At 68.4% G+C, this 17,094-nt stretch carries 18 protein-coding genes; 9 read left to right on the forward strand and 9 right to left on the reverse strand.

Annotation, left to right across the window (positions count from 1 at the left end; genetic code table 11):
• Positions 1 to 51 precede the first annotated feature (51 nt).
• Positions 52 to 930, forward strand: coding sequence for a class A beta-lactamase (bla, locus tag ACSQ86_RS14395; protein ID WP_436304097.1), 879 nt, complete (start codon positions 52 to 54; stop codon positions 928 to 930).
• Between the two features lie 9 nt (positions 931 to 939).
• On the opposite strand, the gene ACSQ86_RS14400 is transcribed toward bla, so the two are convergent.
• On the reverse strand, positions 940 to 1,926 hold the full coding sequence (locus tag ACSQ86_RS14400) for a tripartite tricarboxylate transporter substrate binding protein (protein WP_436304098.1): 987 nt from the start codon (positions 1,924 to 1,926) through the stop codon (positions 940 to 942).
• An 85-nt stretch (positions 1,927 to 2,011) separates the two neighbouring features.
• On the opposite strand from ACSQ86_RS14400, the gene nthA reads away from it, so the two are divergent.
• Genes nthA through ACSQ86_RS14415 form a run of 3 tightly spaced genes read left to right on the forward strand, consistent with a single transcriptional unit; the run spans position 2,012 to position 3,638 of the window.
• The gene (nthA, locus tag ACSQ86_RS14405) at positions 2,012 to 2,617 is read left to right on the forward strand and encodes a nitrile hydratase subunit alpha (RefSeq protein ID WP_436304099.1); all 606 of its coding nucleotides are present in this window, start codon (positions 2,012 to 2,014) and stop codon (positions 2,615 to 2,617) included.
• Complete coding sequence (gene nthB / locus ACSQ86_RS14410) at positions 2,614 to 3,276, forward strand: nitrile hydratase subunit beta (protein ID WP_436308996.1); 663 nt, start codon at positions 2,614 to 2,616, stop codon at positions 3,274 to 3,276. The genes nthA and nthB overlap by 4 nt, the downstream gene beginning before the upstream one ends.
• Positions 3,273 to 3,638, forward strand: coding sequence for a nitrile hydratase accessory protein (locus ACSQ86_RS14415; RefSeq protein ID WP_093110084.1), 366 nt, complete (start codon positions 3,273 to 3,275; stop codon positions 3,636 to 3,638). Before nthB ends, ACSQ86_RS14415 begins: the two co-directional genes overlap by 4 nt.
• Positions 3,639 to 3,642: 4 nt before the next feature.
• Here ACSQ86_RS14415 and ACSQ86_RS14420 read toward each other — a convergent pair whose 3' ends face one another.
• From ACSQ86_RS14420 to ACSQ86_RS14435, 4 genes are read right to left on the reverse strand one after another with little or no spacing between them, the layout of a single operon-like run.
• Entirely contained in the window at positions 3,643 to 3,864 is a 222-nt protein-coding gene (locus tag ACSQ86_RS14420; protein ID WP_093110083.1) for a hypothetical protein, read from the reverse strand.
• Between the two features lie 43 nt (positions 3,865 to 3,907).
• Positions 3,908 to 4,978 carry a phospholipase gene (locus ACSQ86_RS14425; RefSeq protein WP_436308997.1) on the reverse strand — a complete coding sequence of 357 codons (1,071 nt, stop codon included), beginning with the start codon at positions 4,976 to 4,978 and terminating at the stop codon, positions 3,908 to 3,910.
• A complete protein-coding gene (locus ACSQ86_RS14430; protein ID WP_436304102.1) occupies positions 4,975 to 6,021 on the reverse strand; it encodes an acyltransferase family protein in 1,047 nt (348 codons plus the stop codon). Before ACSQ86_RS14430 ends, ACSQ86_RS14425 begins: the two co-directional genes overlap by 4 nt.
• A gap of 22 nt (positions 6,022 to 6,043) precedes the next feature.
• Positions 6,044 to 8,398 (reverse strand): Tex family protein, encoded by a 2,355-nt coding sequence (locus ACSQ86_RS14435; protein ID WP_436290338.1) that lies wholly within the window; start codon positions 8,396 to 8,398, stop codon positions 6,044 to 6,046.
• A 96-nt stretch (positions 8,399 to 8,494) separates the two neighbouring features.
• Between ACSQ86_RS14435 and ACSQ86_RS14440 the strand changes: the two genes are divergently transcribed.
• The 5 genes from ACSQ86_RS14440 to ACSQ86_RS14460 all read left to right on the forward strand — a co-directional run bounded on the left by ACSQ86_RS14440 (position 8,495) and on the right by ACSQ86_RS14460 (position 12,647).
• On the forward strand, positions 8,495 to 8,992 hold the full coding sequence (locus ACSQ86_RS14440; protein WP_436304103.1) for a hypothetical protein: 498 nt from the start codon (positions 8,495 to 8,497) through the stop codon (positions 8,990 to 8,992).
• Between the two features lie 57 nt (positions 8,993 to 9,049).
• On the forward strand, positions 9,050 to 9,610 hold the full coding sequence (locus ACSQ86_RS14445; RefSeq protein ID WP_436304104.1) for a DUF2239 family protein: 561 nt from the start codon (positions 9,050 to 9,052) through the stop codon (positions 9,608 to 9,610).
• Positions 9,611 to 9,684: 74 nt separating this feature from the next.
• Entirely contained in the window at positions 9,685 to 11,031 is a 1,347-nt protein-coding gene (locus ACSQ86_RS14450) for an MATE family efflux transporter (protein ID WP_436306297.1), read from the forward strand.
• Positions 10,998 to 11,705 (forward strand): glutathione S-transferase, encoded by a 708-nt coding sequence (locus ACSQ86_RS14455; protein WP_436308998.1) that lies wholly within the window; start codon positions 10,998 to 11,000, stop codon positions 11,703 to 11,705. Before ACSQ86_RS14450 ends, ACSQ86_RS14455 begins: the two co-directional genes overlap by 34 nt.
• A gap of 423 nt (positions 11,706 to 12,128) precedes the next feature.
• On the forward strand, positions 12,129 to 12,647 hold the full coding sequence (locus ACSQ86_RS14460) for a nuclear transport factor 2 family protein (protein ID WP_093110076.1): 519 nt from the start codon (positions 12,129 to 12,131) through the stop codon (positions 12,645 to 12,647).
• A 4-nt stretch (positions 12,648 to 12,651) separates the two neighbouring features.
• Here ACSQ86_RS14460 and ACSQ86_RS14465 read toward each other — a convergent pair whose 3' ends face one another.
• The 4 genes from ACSQ86_RS14465 to ACSQ86_RS14480 are packed head-to-tail and all read right to left on the reverse strand — an operon-like array spanning position 12,652 to position 17,048.
• A complete protein-coding gene (locus tag ACSQ86_RS14465; RefSeq protein ID WP_436308999.1) occupies positions 12,652 to 13,878 on the reverse strand; it encodes a catalase family protein in 1,227 nt (408 codons plus the stop codon).
• Positions 13,875 to 15,323 carry a Dyp-type peroxidase gene (locus ACSQ86_RS14470; RefSeq protein ID WP_436309000.1) on the reverse strand — a complete coding sequence of 483 codons (1,449 nt, stop codon included), beginning with the start codon at positions 15,321 to 15,323 and terminating at the stop codon, positions 13,875 to 13,877. Before ACSQ86_RS14470 ends, ACSQ86_RS14465 begins: the two co-directional genes overlap by 4 nt.
• Positions 15,305 to 16,603: a hypothetical protein gene (locus ACSQ86_RS14475; protein WP_436309001.1), complete on the reverse strand. Its 1,299-nt coding sequence runs from the start codon at positions 16,601 to 16,603 to the stop codon at positions 15,305 to 15,307. The genes ACSQ86_RS14470 and ACSQ86_RS14475 overlap by 19 nt, the downstream gene beginning before the upstream one ends.
• A gap of 13 nt (positions 16,604 to 16,616) precedes the next feature.
• Positions 16,617 to 17,048 (reverse strand): hypothetical protein, encoded by a 432-nt coding sequence (locus ACSQ86_RS14480; RefSeq protein WP_093110073.1) that lies wholly within the window; start codon positions 17,046 to 17,048, stop codon positions 16,617 to 16,619.
• Positions 17,049 to 17,094 lie beyond the last annotated feature (46 nt).

Below are 17,094 nucleotides of genomic sequence, written 5' to 3' on the forward strand. Positions count from 1 at the left end.
TTTGTGCCGCCGCATCGTATGGCCGAAAGTCGCTTCCTTTCAGGAGCACCCATGATTCATCGACGGCAATTCACAAGCACCCTTTTCGTCTCGCTGGCCGCCGCATCCCTCGGCGTCCGGGCCGAAGGGGCCAGCAACCTTTCGAAGCAGTTGGCAGACATCGAAAAAGCCAGCGGCGGCCGCCTCGGCGTCGGCGTGCTCGACACCGCCACCGGCCGGCGCGCCGGGCACCGCGAGGACGAACGCTTCCCGCTGAACAGCACCTTCAAGTTCCTGGCCGCTGCGCTCGTGCTGGCCCGCGTGGACCGGCGCAAGGAGCAGTTGGAACGCCGCGTCGTCATTCGGCCGCGCGACCTGGTGACCTATTCGCCGGTGACCGAGAAGCACGTCGGCGCCGGCGGGATGACGGTGGCCGGACTGTGCGAAGCCACCATGACGCTGAGCGACAACACGGCCGGCAACCTGCTGCTCGCGAGCTTCGGTGGCGCGCCGGGCCTGACGGCGTTCATGCGCTCAATCGGCGACACGAACACGCGGCTCGACCGCACCGAGCCCGCGCTCAACGAAGGCCGGCCGGGCGATCCGCGCGACACCACCACGCCGGCCGCGATGACCCGCAGCATGCAAAAGATTCTCTTGGGCGATGTCTTGTCGCCCGCCTCGCGCGCCCAGCTGCTGCAATGGCTGGACGCCAACAAGACCGGCGACGAGCGCATACGCGCCGGCGTGCCGGCGGACTGGAAGGTGGGGGACAAGACGGGCTCGGGCGAGAACGGCGCCAACGACGTCGCCATCCTGCGGCCGCCGGGACGTGCGCCGATCCTTCTGTCCGTCTATCTCACGCAGACAAGGGCACCGGCGGCGGTGCGCAACCGCGCACTGGCGTCCGTGGCTGCGGTGGCCGCGGAATGGGCGACGAAGGGCTCCTGAGGCCGCGTCTCAATCCGCCTTCACGCCCGCCGTCTTGATCACGCGGGCCCACTTGGCCGTCTCCGCGTCGATGAAGGCATCGAGCTCCTCGGGCGTGCTGCCGGCCGGGAAGGTGCCCATCGCATCGAGCCTGGCGCGGGTCTCGTCGCTCTTGATGATCCGCGCCACCTCGTCCGACATGCGCTTGACGATCTCGCGCGGCGTGCCTGCCGGCGCCAGCATGCCGGCCCAGGTGCTGCCGGTGAAGCCCGCGAAGCCCTGTTCGATGAAGGTGGGCACGTCCGGCACCGCGGGCAGCCGTCGGTCGCTGGCCACGCCGATCAGCCTCACCTTGCCGGCCTTGCCCTGGTTGATGAGCCCGGTGGGCGCATCGAAGAAGAGCTGGATCTGCCCGCCCATCAGGTCGGTCAGCGCCGGCACCGCGCCGCGGTACGGGATGTGGATCATGTAAGTCTTGGTCAGCGACTTCCACAGCTCGGTGGTCAGGTGCGCGGCCGAGCCGTTGCCCGAGGAGCCGAAGCTCACCTTGCCCGGGTTCGCGCGCGCATAGTCGATCAGCTCCTTCGCGGTCTTGAAGGGCGCGTCGTTGTTCACAGCCGCGAGCAGCGGCGAGATGCCCATCAGCGAGACGCCGGTGAGGTCCTTCTTCGGGTCGTAGGGCAGCTTCGGATAGAGCGTGGTGTTGGCCGCATAGGCCGCGATCACGACGCCGAAGGTGCTGCCGTCGGGCGCCGCCTTGGCGATCGCATCGACGCCGATCAGGCTGTTGGCGCCGGGCTTGTTGTCGATCACCACCGGCTGGCCGAGCCGCGTCGAAAGGCCCGCCTGCACCAGCCGCGCCATCTGGTCGGTGAAGCCGCCGGGCGTGTACGGCACGATGATGCGGATCGGCTTGTTCGGCCAGGCGGCCTGCGCGAAAGAAGGCGCCGCGACCGACGCCGCGGCCGCAGCGGACAACAGATTGAAGGCACGGCGGGACAACGAGGCTTGCGGCATGGAAGGGTCTCCGGTGGAGCGACGATTCTGGAAGGCCGCCACGACAACCCCCCTCAGGGTTTGCCCTCCGCGCTAGCATGCACGCATGGCACACGACCACAGCGAGCTCGGCGAAATGGACCTGCGCGTGCGCGCGCTCGAAACGGTGTTGACGCAGAAGGGCTACATCGACCCCACCGCGCTCGACGTGCTCATCGACACCTACCAGACCAAGATCGGTCCGCGCAACGGCGCCCGCGTCGTTGCCAAGGCCTGGACCGATCCCGCCTTTCGCGACTGGCTGCTGGAGGACGCGACCGCGGCGATCGCCTCGCTGGGCTACACCGGCCGCCAGGGCGAGCACATGGTGGCGGTGGTCAACACCGACACGCAGCACCACATGGTGGTCTGCACGCTGTGCAGCTGCTACCCCTGGCCGGTGCTGGGCCTGCCGCCCACCTGGTACAAGAGCGCGCCCTACCGCTCGCGTGCAGTCAAGGATCCGCGTGGCGTGCTGGCCGAGTTCGGCGTCGAGCTGCCCGCTTCGACCTCGATCCGCGTGTGGGACTCGACGGCCGAGGTGCGCTACCTGGTGATCCCGCAGCGGCCGGCCGGCACCGAAGGCTGGAGCGAAGAGGCACTGGCCGATCTGGTGACGCGCGATTCGATGATCGGCACCGGTCTGGCCAGCAGCCCGGAGACCGCGCCATGACGTACGCCACGCATGCCGATCTCGGCGGACGCGAGATGCCCGGCGCCATCGTGCCCGAGCCCGAAGGCGAACTCTTCCACGCCGGCTGGGAGCCGCGCGCGCTGGCCCTGACGCTCGCGATGGGCGCCACCGGCTCCTGGAACATCGACGCCAGCCGCAGCGCACGTGAAACCTTGCCGGCCTACGCACGGCTGAGCTACTACCAGATCTGGCTCGCCGCGCTCGAGAAGCTCATGGCCGAGCGTTCGCAGGTCCTGCCCGATGAAATCGCTGCCGGGCGCATGCTGCATGCGGCCGCGCCCATCCGGCGCGTGCTGCATGCCGCCGACGTGCCGGCCGCGCTGGCCAAGGGTTCCGCAACCGAGCGCCCGGCGACTGCACCTGCGCACTTCGCCCTCGGCCAGCAGGTGCGCACGCGCGCGGGCCATGTCGACCACCACACTCGCCTGCCCGGCTATGTGCAGGGCAAGCTCGGCACCATCGAACGCCTGCACGGCATGCACGTGTTCGCCGATGCGCACGCGCAGGGCCTGGGCGAGCAGCCGCAATGGCTCTACACCGTGGTCTTCGACGGTGCCGAGTTGTGGGGCGCTGAGGCCGAACCCGGACTGCGCGTGTCGGTGGATGCCTGGGAAAGCTATTTGACGGAGGCCGCATGAGCGCCTCGACCACACCGCTGTTGCCCGGCATGCGCGTGGACGGCGCAGAGCCGGTGTTTCGCGAACCGTGGGAGGCGCATGCCTTTGCGCTGGCCGTCTCGCTGCACCAGCGCGGGCTCTTCACCTGGCCCGAATGGGCCGACGCGCTGGCGCAGCAGATCGGTGCCGCGCAGGCAGCCGGCGATGCCGACCTCGGCGACACCTACTACCGTCATTGGCTCGCCGCACTGGAGACGCTGGTGGCTCGCAAAGGCGCAAGTTCCGCCGATGAACTGACGCGCTACCAGCGAGCCTGGGACCGCGCGGCCGATCGCACGCCGCATGGGCAGGCGATCGAACTGCGCGAGCAGGATCTGGGCTGAGGGCTCAGCCCTTCTTCCCGCCGAACACCAGCAGCGCCCCGCCCACCACGATCGCGGCCACGCCGGCCCAGGTCGGGAAGTTGACGTCCTGCTTTTCCTTCACCGTCAGCTCGATCGGTCCGATCTTGGCCTGATGGGTTTCCTTGGTGAAGCTGAAGCCGCCCAGGCCGATGGCGGCGATGCCGGCGACGATCAGGATGAGGCCGACGATGCGGGTTACGTTCATGGGGGATCCTCCGGGATTGATGCTAGCCCGACTTTAGCCGCCCTCAAAGCGGCAGCACACAGCCGGCGTCGCCGCGCTCCAGCCACTCGGCCAGCTCGTCCGCCAGCCGGCGCGCCTCCTGCGCCGCGGTGCTCCACGCCTTCATGCGTGCCGGCGCATCGTTGCCGTAGCGCACGAAGTCGTTGCGATCGGGCAGCTTGCCGTTCGGCAGGCTGCGCACCCATTCCGGGTCCGGCGCCAGCACCACCGTGCGTTCGAGAAAACGCGTGGGCTTGTGACGCCACTTGAGTCCCTTGTCCAGCCAGCCCGGCACCACCGCCTTCTGGAAATGCGGGTACAGCACGACGCCGTCGGTGTTGCTGTAGTTCAGGTGCAGGTGGTAGTCGGTGATGCCGCCGTCCCAGTAGGCGCCGGGCGGCGCACCGGGAATGTCGTGCACCGCCTCCAGCATGAAGGGGATCGAACACGAAGCCTGCAGCGCGAGTTCGAAGTTGGCTTCGCTGAGCTCGACCTGCCGCGTGCGAAAGTCCCGCGTGCCGAAAGGCAGCGCCGCACCGGCGCTGGAGAACACCACGCGCTCGAGCCAGGCGCCCAGGCTCTTGCGGTGCACGCTGTTGGTGATGAACGCCCCCAGGTAGCCGACCGGCGTGCGTGCCCTGCCCTCGCGCCCGAGGATATGGCGCCCGCGCGAGGTGATCACGTGCAGCTTGTAGCGCGGATGGTGCAGCACTTCGCCGGCGCGGCCGCCGTAGAAGTTGCGCAGCCCTTCGCCGAATTGCGCGCTGACCTGCTTCGCCGTCATGCGCTTCTGGCCCGGCGGCACATCGAAATGCTGATGGATGTAGCCGTGCTCGAACTGCTCGAAGGCAGTCTTCGGATCGTCGAGGCAGGCGTTGGCGAGCCGCCAGGCGCCGATCGAGGCGCCGACCAGATCGATGGGCTGCGTCGACTGTGGCAGCCACTCGCCGAACAGGAAGCGATCGATGGGCCCGAGGATCAGGCCCTTGGGACCGCCGGCCGCGCCGGGGATGGTGCGCACGTCCTGCGGATGCAGGCCGTTTTGGGCGATGTGTTCGCGCGCGAGCGGGCCGGCATGGATGCGCAGCGCTTTCACGGCTTGCCGACCAGGATGCCCTGGCCCAGCCTCTTCAGCAGCCAACCGATGCAAAGGCATCCGGCAAGCGTCGCGGCGACCACCGCGAGCAAACCGAAGGGGCCCGCACGCGACACCGCGGAGGCGGTGAAGCCGGTGCTTTTCAGCACCTCCAGCATCGCGACGTTGCCAACGAAGATCGCGAAGGTATTCCTCCCCACGAAGGCCACGGCCCGCGCCAGCAGGCCCGGATTCGAGCGAGCAGGCGCCGCGCGATCGGCCGCAACGGCGGCAACGAGAAGCAGCAAGGAAGCGATCGTCACGGTCGACGCCAGGTAGGCCGAGTGTTCGCTGGGAGATTCGGTTTCGAAGGGCGCTGCGAGCAGCAACAGCACGGCCGCCATGACAAGCCCCGGCGTCCGGCGGAACTGGCCGCGCGCCAGCGCGATGCCCATGACCACATAGGGAATCCAGTAGATGAAGAGCCGGTCGCCGACGGCCCCGATCCACCGGTGGTCGAGGAGCCAGTACCCGGCGAGCACGTTGAGCGCGACGCCTGCGACGATCACCGGCAGGGTCGGCACCTGCGCCACGCAGCGCCGCAGCAGTGGAAAAAGCAGCGTGAGCTGGAACAGGATGACGAAGTAGTACTGCCCCGACCATCCATAGCCGCCGAACCAGCCGCCGACGATGGTGTGCAGCGGCGTGGCCGACCAGCGCGAGGCGTAGAACTTCTCGATGTAGAGCAAGGTCCACGCGAGGTACGGAACGGCCAGCTCGACCATTCGCTGCACCAGGAAGCGCGCATGCGTTTCGGGGCGCCGGCGAGAAAGCGCCTTTTCCAGATAGAAGGCCCAGAGGCCGACGAACACCGGCACGCCGAAACGGAACACGTCGTGAAAGGGCAAGCCCGCGTGGATGCTGACGACCCCCACGATCGCGGCGGCCTTCAGCCAGTCCGCATGCAGGTCGCGCACGCCGGCGGCGGCAGCGGTGGCAGCAGGGACAGCGGCACCATCCAGGCGCGTGCCGGCGCGATCGACCGTGTTGTGCGTGTCCGGCATGAGGCTCCTCGGGTTCGGCCCGCTACTTGCGCAGCCCCTGCAGCTTGGCGAAGGCGCTGGCCATCTGCCCCGCCGGCTGCGGCGCGTTGTCGCGGCGTGGGCCCTGCTGGCCGCGCCCTGCCCCTTCGAAGCGGTTCTCGCGCGGACCGTCGCGCCGCGCCGGCGCCGCATCGAGCTTCATCGACAGGCCGATGCGCTTGCGCGCCACGTCGACTTCCATCACCTTGACCTTGACGATGTCGCCGGTCTTCACGACCTCGCGCGCATCGTTGACGAACTTGTGCGAGAGCTGGCTCACATGCACCAGGCCGTCCTGGTGCACGCCGAGGTCGACGAAGGCGCCGAACTGGGCCACGTTGCTCACCGTGCCTTCGAGCACCATGCCTTCGACCAGGTCCTTGATGTCCTCGACGCCGTCGTTGAAGCGCGCCACCTTGAAGTCGGGGCGCGGGTCGCGGCCCGGCTTCTCGAGTTCGCCGAGGATGTCCTTCACCGTGATGACGCCGAACTTCTCGTTCGCGAACAGCTCGGGCTTGAGCGTCTTCAGCATCTCGGCGCGGCCCATCAGTTCGGTGATGGGTTTGCCGGTCTTCTCGATCATCTGCTCGACCACCGGATAGGTTTCGGGATGCACGCCGGTCAGGTCGAGCGGGTTGGCGCCGCCGCGGATGCGCAGGAAACCCGCGCTCTGCTCGAAGGTCTTGCCGCCGAAGCCGCTGACTTCGAGCAGCTGCTTGCGCGTTGCGAACGCGCCGTTGGCCTCGCGCCAGCGCACCACCGCCTTGGCCACGCCGGCCGACAGGCCCGAGACGCGCGACAAGAGCGGCACGCTCGCGGTGTTGAGGTCGACGCCGACCGAGTTCACGCAATCCTCCACCACCGCGCTCAGGGTGCGCGCGAGCTCGCTCTGGTTCACGTCGTGCTGGTACTGGCCGACGCCGATCGACTTGGGGTCGATCTTCACCAGCTCGGCCAGCGGATCCTGCAGGCGGCGCGCGATGCTCGCCGCGCCGCGCAGGCTGACGTCGACGTCGGGCATTTCCTGCGAGGCGAATTCGCTCGCGGAGTAGACCGAAGCGCCGGCCTCGCTCACGACCACCTTTTCGACCTTCATCTCCGGCGCCCCCGCCTGAGCCGCCATCTTGGCCAGCAGCTTGATCAGGTCGCCCGCCAGCTTGTCGGTCTCGCGGCTCGCGGTGCCGTTGCCGATCGCGATCAGGTTCACGCCGTGCTTGGCGCACAGCTTGCCGAGGGTGTGCAGCGAGCCTTCCCAGTCGCGGCGCGGTTCGTGCGGGAACACGGTGGCGGTGTCGACCAGCTTGCCGGTGGCGTCGACCACCGCGACCTTGACGCCGGTGCGGATGCCCGGGTCCAGGCCCATCACCACGCGCGGGCCGGCCGGCGCGGCCAGCAGCAGGTCGCGCAGGTTGTCGGCGAAGACCTTGATCGCGACCTTCTCGGCTTCTTCGCGCAGCCGGGTGAACAGGTCGCGCTCGGTGGACAGCGAGAGCTTCACGCGCCAGGTCCAGGCCACGCACTTGCGGATCAGGTCGTCGGCCGGGCGGCCTGCATGGCTCCAGCCCAAGTGCAATGCGATCTTGCCCTCCGCGATGCTCGGCTTGCCCGGCTCGGGCTCGACGGGCAGCACCAGCTTGGCATCGAGGATGTCCTGCGCGCGGCCGCGGAACACGGCCAGCGCGCGGTGCGAGGGCACGCGGCCGATGGGCTCGTCGTAGTCGAAGTAGTCGCGGAACTTGGCGATGTCGGCGTTGTTCTCGTCCTTGCCGGCCATCAGGCTGGACTTGAAGAGGCCTTCGGCCCAGAGCCATTCGCGCAGCCGCTGCACCAGCGCCGCGTCTTCGGCCCAGCGCTCGGAGAGGATGTCGCGCACGCCGTCCAGCACGAGCTGCACGGTCGAGAAGTCCAGCCCGTCCGCAGCCGGCTTGACGAAGGCCGCGGCCTCCTCGGTGGGGTTCAGCGTCGGGTCGGCGAAGAGCTTGTCGGCCAGCGGCTCGATGCCCGCCTCGCGCGCCATCTGGCCCTTGGTGCGGCGCTTGGGCTTGTAGGGCAGGTAGAGGTCTTCCAGTTCCTGCTTGGTCGGCGCGGCGTCGATGGCGGCGCGCAGCTCGGGCGTGAGCTTGCCCTGCTCCTCGATGCTCTTCAGCACCGCGGCGCGGCGCTCTTCGAGCTCGCGCAGGTACGACAGACGCGCCTCGAGTTCGCGCAGCTGGATGTCGTCGAGGCCGTCGGTGGCCTCCTTGCGGTAGCGCGCGATAAAAGGCACGGTGGCACCGCCGTCGAGCAAGTCGATCGCGGCCTTCACCTGGTGCTCGCCGACCTTGATCTCGGCCGCGAGCTGGCGAATGATTTTCTGCATGTCTGAGGGGGGGGGGCCTGGCTGACGACGCCGTGGGCGCCTTGCGGGTAAAGCGCGGAAGTTTGCCATAGGGCCTGGGGTCACAATGCCCCGGCCATGCGTATCTTGAAGAAACTCCTGCGCGCACTCGCTGCCGCCCTCCTCGTCCCCTTGCTGCTGTTCGAGGAATGGGGCTGGGAGCCGCTCGCCGCGCTGGCTGCCCGGCTGGCCCGCCTGCCGTTGTGGGCGCGGCTCGAACGCGCGGTGCAGGCCCTGCCGCCCTGGGGCGCGCTGCTGGTGTTCCTGGTGCCGGTGCTGATGCTGCTGCCGCTCAAGCTGCTCGCGCTCTTCCTGCTGGGCCGCGGCCATGCCACCAGCGCCGTGCTGCTGCTGGTGGGCGCCAAGCTGGCCGGCACCGCGGTCGTGGCCCGGCTGTTCCAGCTGGTCGAGCCGGCGCTGATGCGCTTCCCGTTGTTCGCGCGCTGGTATCCGCGCTGGAAGCAGTGGAAGGATCGCGTGCTCGGCTTCGTGCGCCAGAGCGCGCCCTGGCGCGCCGCCCGGCGCTTGAAAAACGGCGCCCGCCGCTGGTGGCGCAGCCTGCGCCGAACGGCCTGAGAATATTTCACCCGGGTAGATTGCAGAACTCGTTTTGTCCGGGTATTATTCGCCGCCATGCCTTCTTCCGAATCCACCCTCACCGCCTTCGCCGGGTTCAGGCGCATCGCTGCCGGCCCGCGCGCCGAGGTGATCGCCCTGCTGCGTGCGCGCGCCGACGAGCCGCCGCCTTTCGTGTTCGACGACAGCACGGGCGAGCGGCTCGATCTCGATTTGCGCGAATCCGCCAATACCGTGTCCGAAAACACGAAACACGATGAACTCGCGACGCGCGGCGTCGGCCGCCCCAAGCTGGGCGTGGTGGCGCGCGAAGTCACCCTGCTGCCGCGCCATTGGGACTGGCTCAACCGCCAGCCCGGCGGCGCCTCGGTGGCGCTGCGCCGGCTGATCGACGAGGCGCGGCGCGTGCACGCCGACCGCGATGCGGAGCGCGCGGCGCGCGAAGCCACCTACCGCTTCATGACCGCGATCGCGGGCAACCTGCCCGGCTTCGAGGAATCGACGCGCGCCTTGTTCGCCGGCGACCGTGCGCGCTTCGAAGAGCTCGTCGCGCCCTGGCCCGAGGATGTGCGCCTGCATCTGCACAAGCTGGCGGCGAACGCCTGGAGCGCCCAATGAACGGCGACACGCCCGCGACGACGGTCGCCGAACCGGTGCCACCGGCCCCGCACCTCAACCCGCGTGCGGCGGCCATGGCCTCGCGCCCGCTGTGGAAGACCTTCCTGTTCTTCCTCGCGCCGATGTTGCTCAGCAACATCCTGCAGTCGCTCTCGGGGACGCTCAACAACGTCTACCTGGGGCAGATGATCGGCGTCGGCGCGCTGGCGGCGGTGTCGAGCTTCTTTCCGGTGATGTTCTTCTTCATCGCCTTCACCATCGGCCTCGGCGCCGGCGCCTCGGTGCTGATCGGCCAGGCCTGGGGCGCGCACGAGCCCGAGAAGGCGCGCGCCGTGGCCGGCACCACGCTCGCCGTGGGCGTGCTGTTCGCGCTGGCCGTCGCGGTCTTCGGCGGCACCTTCACGCAGCCGATGCTGACAGCGCTGGGCACGCCGCCCGACATCCTGGCCGATGCCACGGCCTACGCGCGGATCATCCTGATCGCGATGCCGGGCCTGTTCGTGTTCCTGCTCTCCACCGCCATGCTGCGCGGCGTGGGCGACACGGTGACGCCGCTCTACACGCTGATGATCTCGACGGTGCTCGGCCTGATGATCACGCCGGCGCTCATCCGCGGCTGGTTCGGCCTGCCGATGCTCGGCGTGGCGAGCGGCGCCTGGGCCACGGTGATTTCCTTCGTGGTCGCGACCGCCTGGCTGGCCTTTCACCTGCGGCGCACGAAGAGTCCGCTCGCGCCGGACGCCGACTTCGTGCGGCACCTGCGCGTGCGGCCGGCACTGCTGAAGGCGGTGCTCAAGGTCGGTGTGCCCACCGGCGTGCAGATGATCGTGGTCTCGCTGGCCGAGCTCGCGCTGCTGTCCTTCGTCAATGCCTACGGTTCGAGCGCCACCGCGGCCTACGGCGCGGTGAACCAGGTGGTGGCCTATGTGCAGTTCCCGGCGATCTCGATCGCGATCACCGCCTCGATCCTCGGCGCGCAGGCCATCGGCGCCGGCCAGGCGCAGCGCCTGGGCGCCATCACGCGCACCGCGCTGCAGATGAACCTGGTGCTGACCGGCGGCCTGGTGCTGCTGGGCTATTTGTTCTCGCGCCCGCTGATGGGCTTCTTCATCACCAGCGAGCCTGTGATCGAGGTGGCGCAGACGCTCTTGCACATCATGCTGTGGAGCACGGTGATCTTCGGCATGGGCGCGGCGCTGTCGGGGATCATGCGCGCCAGCGGCTCGGTATTGGTGCCGACCGCGATCTCGATCTTCTGCATCGCGCTGATCGAGGTGCCGGTGGCCTGGTGGCTGAGCCATCGCATGGGGCTCAACGGCATCTGGATCGCCTACCCGGTGGCCTTCATCGCGATGCTGACGCTGCAGGCCAGCTACTACCGCTTCGCATGGCGCAAGAAGACGATCCGCAGGCTGATCTGAGCGCAGGCAGCACGCGGCCGGTGCTCTATTCGTTCCGCCGCTGCCCCTATGCGATGCGCGCGCGCATGGCGATCGCCGCGAGCGGCCAGCGCTGCGAGCTGCGCGAGGTCGTGTTGCGCGGCAAGCCGGCCGAGCTGCTGGCTGCATCGCCCAAGGGCACGGTGCCGGTGCTGGTCGACGTAGACGGCATGGTGATCGACCAGAGCCTGGACATCATGCTGTGGGCCTTGCGGCGCAACGATCCCGAAGGTTGGCTGCAAGCCGAAGGCGCGACGCTGGGCGAGATGCTTGCGCTCGTCGCCGAATGCGACGGCGAGTTCAAGCGGCATCTCGACGGCTACAAGTACCCCGAGCGGCATCCGGGCGCCGATGGCGAGGCGCATCGCGCGCAGGGCGCCCTCTTCCTGATGCGGCTCGAGACCCGGCTTGTCGTCACGCGCTGTCTGCACGGCGAGCATGCAGCGCTCGCCGACATCGCGATCGCGCCGTTCGTGCGCCAGTTCGCGCAGGTCGATGCAGCCTGGTTCGAGGCCCAGCCCTGGCCGCGGCTGCGGGCCTGGCTGGCCGCGCGGCTCGATGCGCCGGTGTTCACGCAGGTGATGGCCAAGTACACGCCCTGGCGGACCGGACAGCCCGGCATCGCCTTTCCCGGCCAGAGCCTGCCGGTTTCCTGAAGCGATCAGCGCGCCACGCCTGCGCCGGTCAGGGCTGTGACGCGCTTTCTGCGGCGTCAAACCGGCGGCGGGGGCGCAAAAAGAAACTCGAGCTTGCCCGCCCGTGCACCTTTGGCCTTGGGCGAGAGCTGGACGTTCACCACGCATGAAGCTTGCCCTGCGAACGGGCCGCGCACTTCGCACGACCCTCCGGGGGCGCGGCGGCCGTGGCCGGGGCACCCAGCGTCAGCCCCAGCAAGGCACCCGCCAGAGGGCGGAAACGGGCGGGAACCAAGCGCATCGCCATGGTGAGCCTCCTCATCGAAGGTCGCACGTCGCGTTGTCGACGTGATGCAATCCAGCGCCGTTGCCCTGCGGCCGCAATGGCCGGCCAGTTGAAAAAGACTGCGCTCTAGCCCATGCTCGCGTCAGGAGGTACCGGCCATGAACAAGCGACGCACTCTCCTGATCGGGGCGCTAGCCGCGGTGCTGGCGATCGGTGGCGGCGCCCGCGCGCAACCCGCGAAGAAGGCCCAGGCGGCCGGCACCGAAGCCACGCTGCGCGACACCATCGCCGAGTTCGAGAAGGCCTGGAACCGGCACGACGTAAAAGCCTGGCTGGCGCTGATGACCGATGACGTCTGGTTCACGCAAGCGCAGGACTTCTACGAGCGCATGAAAGGCAAGAAGGCGGTGAAGACCACCTTCGAATACGACGTCAAGAATACCGACCTGAAATGGGAGGTGAAACGCGTGCGCATGATGCCCGACGGCACCGCCAGCGTCGTGCTGCGCCACGTCGGCCTGATTCCGCCCAAGACCGATGGCAAATACAAGCGCGAGGACGTCAGCGATCCGAGCTTCAGCCGCTGGCGCTTCGAGGGCGGCAAGTGGCGGCTGTTCTTCTTCACCTCCCACAAGGGTTGGGCGCTGGCCGAGATGAAGAAGGACGGACTGGAGTAGCGGCCTACTCGAACACCTCATCCCCCGTAGGCTCGAAATGCGGCGCCGCATTCATCCGGTGCCGCAGCTGCGAAAGCTCCCAGTACATCCTCTTGCGCGCGCGGCTCTGGTTGCCCAGCGGCCGATGCTCGGCAATCGTGTGCCAGGGGTTGTATGAGAGCCTCTTCGCGAATTCCATCTGCGCCGGCGAATCGAAGGTCTGGCGCGGCAGGCGCAGCGTGGCCACCGTGATGCGCGGCGACAGCTTCTCGGGCCACAGCACGCCGGCGTTCTCGATCGGCATCCGATGCGGGTCGGTCTGCATCTGCAGCCGGATGTCGAACTCGACGTCGCCCTCGGCCAGCGAAGCCACCATGGCCTGGCGCAGGTAGTCGTCCGGCGGGCGCAGCGGCAGCCGCGGGATCGGCGTGCGCTTCTTCGTCTTCGGCCACACCGAGTACTGCATCGCCTGCCCCTCGCCCATCAGGTAGGGCACGCAGCTGAAGTACGGCGCCTCGAAGGGACTGGACTGCGTCTTGATGAAGAGCGACTGCATGATCAGGTCCAGCACATGCGAGTCGCGGAAGTTGACGAAGTAGAAGATCTGCGCGTTCTTCACGCTTTCGATCTGCAGCGCCGCGTTGGCCTTGGCATCGGGCGTCACGAAGGTGGGCGTGGAGACGCCGAACATGTCCAGCGTGTGCTTCTCCTCCTCCATCAGCTTCGGGCCGGGCACGCCCAGAAGCTTGATGCTGATGCTCATGAAGCCGACGTCGTCGATGTCGGGCGTGATGTAGGGGCCGGGCCCAGAGAAGCGCACCCAGGCTCTGAAGGTCTGGGGCCTGGCATAGATGCCGCGCTTCATGTGCTCGGGGATGTCCTCGTGCACGGTGAACTCGCCGCGCACGATGCCCTGCGTCTTGGTGTTGCCGCCGCGCTCGAAGCCGCCGGGCTTCCAGAGGTCGCCCATCTGCCGGGTGAAGCTCCGCACGATCGAGTCGGTAAAACTCTCTTCGTCGACCATGAGCTTCTCTTGCGCGATCGCGAGCCCTTCGTCGGGCCGCCGGCTGTTGATCAGCGCCGTGGTCAGGCGCGCGAGCGGATCGCGCAGCACCGCGTCGAAGGCCGGGCGAACGAAGGGATCGAACCTGCGTTCCAGCCGCAGCAGGGCCAGGCCCGAATCGCTGATGAAATTCTTCAGCAAAGAACCCGTGTTGGCCCGCGGCGCGGGACGGCTGACATTCGAATTCATGGCTGCACCTTTGACAGATAGCGCAAGGCACGGATGCCGGGCAGGAAGAAATAGGCACCGCCTTGCACGGTCACGAATTGCGGAAGACCCGTCAGGCGCCGATCGGGCCCCGAGGCCGCGGGCATCGAGAAGCCATCGGTCGGCATGCCGTCCGCCCCCGCCAGGCGATGGCCGAGCAGCGGATCGCCCTCGCCGGGCAGGGCGTCGAACTTGGTGCCGGCCAGCCAGGCGCCCTGCACGAACTCGAACTGGCGCGCGATGTTGGCGCCCAGGCAGATGAAGTGCAGTCCCACGTCTTCGCCCGGGGCTCCGCCGTACTCGCGGCCCCGGCGCAGCAGCCGGTGGAAGCGCGTCGAGGCGATCAGGTCGTTGCGCAGCGCGTCCGAACCGAAGCCGAGCCTGCGCACGAGGCGCGAGATCGGATCCGACCAGCCGGGCGGCAGATCGGCATTGCGCGGATTGCTGCGGCGGATGTGCGCACCGAAGGGACAACGCATGCCTTCGGGATCGCCGTCGTAGGTGAAGGCATTGAGATCGTCCGTCTCGCCGGACGGCTCCACCAGCGGCTTGCCTTTCTTGGTGCGGCCAACCATCGTTTCGGCCAGCTTCTCGCTCAAGGCAGCGTCGCCGCCGGCCTGGCCGCCGACGAAGCGCCAGAAGCCTTCGACGTCCTGGCGCAGTTGCCGCATGACCAGGTAGCTGCCGTTGCGCCCGAGATCGGCCTTGTCCGCGTCGTCCTCGGCGCGCGGCAGCAGCGCCGCGGGATCGCGCACGCGGTCCAGCAGGGGCCGATCGGTATAGGCGCCGTACTCGTTCGGATAGCCGAGCAGGTACTCGCCGAGGCACGACAGGTTGGTGTAATCGAACTGTTCCTCGTCGTGCGCCGCGCGTTCTCGCTCCCAGTCGATGCGCGGCTGCGAGATGCCGTCGACGAAGCCGAAGGGTTCGACGCCGTCCATGTCGGAGGTGCTCAGGCAGTCCAACTGCTCGAAGCCCGCCTCGCATTGCGCACGGACGGTCCGCAGCCACTCGTCGAGCCCGCCGGGCACCGCATAGAGCATCACCAGCACGTGCGGCATGCGGTCCTGCGCGCCGCCCCACTGCCAGCGCGCGGGGTCGTTCGCGCCGAGGTCGCCGAGCCGCCGCGCGCGGCTCTCGTCGCTGCTCATGCCGGCCAGGAACTCGGCCGAGAAGCCTTCGACGATGTCCTCCGCAGCGCCCAGCGCATGCAGGCCCGCGCAAGTGAAGGCGATCTGCACGGCTGTCCGGGGCGGCGGCTTGCGCATGATGGCGCTGGTGACCGGCGCGTTCGCGAGCCAGGCACGCGCGGCCCCGGCATCGCGGATGCGCAGCAGCAGGAAGCAGGCCTGCGTCAGGTGCTTGTAGCCGAAGCGCACCAGGCCCTGGATGTCTTCGAACTCGATGCTCATAGCAGCCTCAGCCATGCGAGCACCTGCGCATCGCTCATCTCCACGCGCTCGAAGCCTTCGCGGATGCGCCGGTTGCGGTCCAGATCGGCCAGCGTGAGACCGGGGTAGGCCTTGTACCAGACCTGGGTCGGCAGCTGGTGGCCGCGCTGGTAGTACTTGAAGCGCAGCTCATGGTGCGCGCCGCCCTTGATGAGCCAGTCGGTGCGCGGCCAGCCGAAGCCGTTGCTGAAGATCAGGTTGAGGCCCCATGCGACCTTGTTGATGAAGTCGTCCATGTAGCTTTCGTGGCTGCCGTCGTAGCTGCTCGCGAACAGCACGCGGGTCTTGTCGTCGAGAAAGACCCAGTGCGCGAAATGGATGGTGCGCACGCGCCCCAGGTGGCCGCGGCCGAACACATGGCGGCAGGCGTAGGCGATCAGCACCAGCAGCAGCTGCACCAGCCAGCGCCGGAACAGGCCCGGCTTGACCGGCCCGAGCGCGGTGAAGCTGTTGCTCAGGTCGTGGTCTTCGAGCTCCTGCATCTCGCGCACGGCGGCTGCGCGCGGCCGCGGATAGTATTCGGGGTCGCGCTTCTCGTGGCGGCGCAGCAGCACCAGGAAGACCGGCAGCAGCACGATCAGCAACGGCAGCAGGACCAGCCCGGCGAGCGGCAGGCCGATCGCATGGAGGAGATTGCGGATCTGCCAGTCGAGCGGCGTCTGCGCGGGCGGAGTCAGCACCAGGCGTCCGGCGGCCTGCTCGGCGCGCGCGAAGGCCAGCAGCTGGCGCCGCATCGTTTGCGGATCGACGGCGGCGTCGGTCACGCCGCGCGGCACCCGCGCCGACAAGGCGCGCTGCAATGCGCTCTCTTCGCGGATCTGCTGCACGGTGCGCCCGATCCAGTTGACGTAGGGCGCAGCCACCGGCCGGTCGTGTTCGATGAGCCAGTCGAGCAGATCGTCGCGCAGATCGAGGGCCTTGCAGTGCGAGAAGATGCGGCGCAGACCCTCGCCGGCGCGCTGCACCAGCTCGGCCAGCTGCTCCCGTCCGGGCCCGTCGCAGTCGCCCATGAACACCAGATAGATGGGCAGCCTGGGCCGCGGCAGGCCGAAGACCTCGAGGTCGGCCATGGTCGCATCGCCAAGCACGGCGAAGCGCGCGAAATGCAATCGCGGGAAGGCAGCAAAAGGCAGCAGCGTATTGGCCGGGTCGACCACACCGGGCCTCACGTTCATGGCGGCCAGCAGTTTCCGGAGGCTGGCTTCGCGGCCGGGGGCGATGGCTGCGACCACCATGAAGTGTGATTGGGGAGTCACCGCATCGGCGTCGCTAGAACTTGAGGCAGAAATCGATCAGCCGCTCTTTGCCCCAGTACACCTTGCCGAGATAGAAGCCCGGAGAGATCAGGCGGATCTCGTCGCGGATCCAGTGGGCCACCAGCGAGGTCTCGGAGTAGTCGAGCACGATGCACTCCTTCTGGTCCAGCCAGCTGTCGCCCTTGTAGACCTTGGCCACGATGGCCTGCACGCCGAAGGGGCTGACCTTGTTCTTCAGCACGCCCTTCTCGGCATCGAACACCTTCCCCTGCCATCCGAAGAAGTTGATCATCTTGGCGATGGACTCGGTGTAGCGGGTCCCGGGCGCGATGATCGCGGTGCCCTCGGCTTCGCCCGAGGGAATGTCGCCCGGCGGGCTGGCGCGAAAGAGCTCGTCGAGCTTCTCTTGCGACATGTCGAGCAGTTGCTGTACGTCATAGGCCATGGGCTTTCCCCTCGTTGAAGACCCGTCGTTCACAGAGTGTCGGCCC

The sequence above is a fragment of the Variovorax sp. LjRoot130 genome, assembly GCF_964253755.1.
Classification (GTDB): Bacteria; Pseudomonadota; Gammaproteobacteria; order Burkholderiales; family Burkholderiaceae_C; genus Variovorax.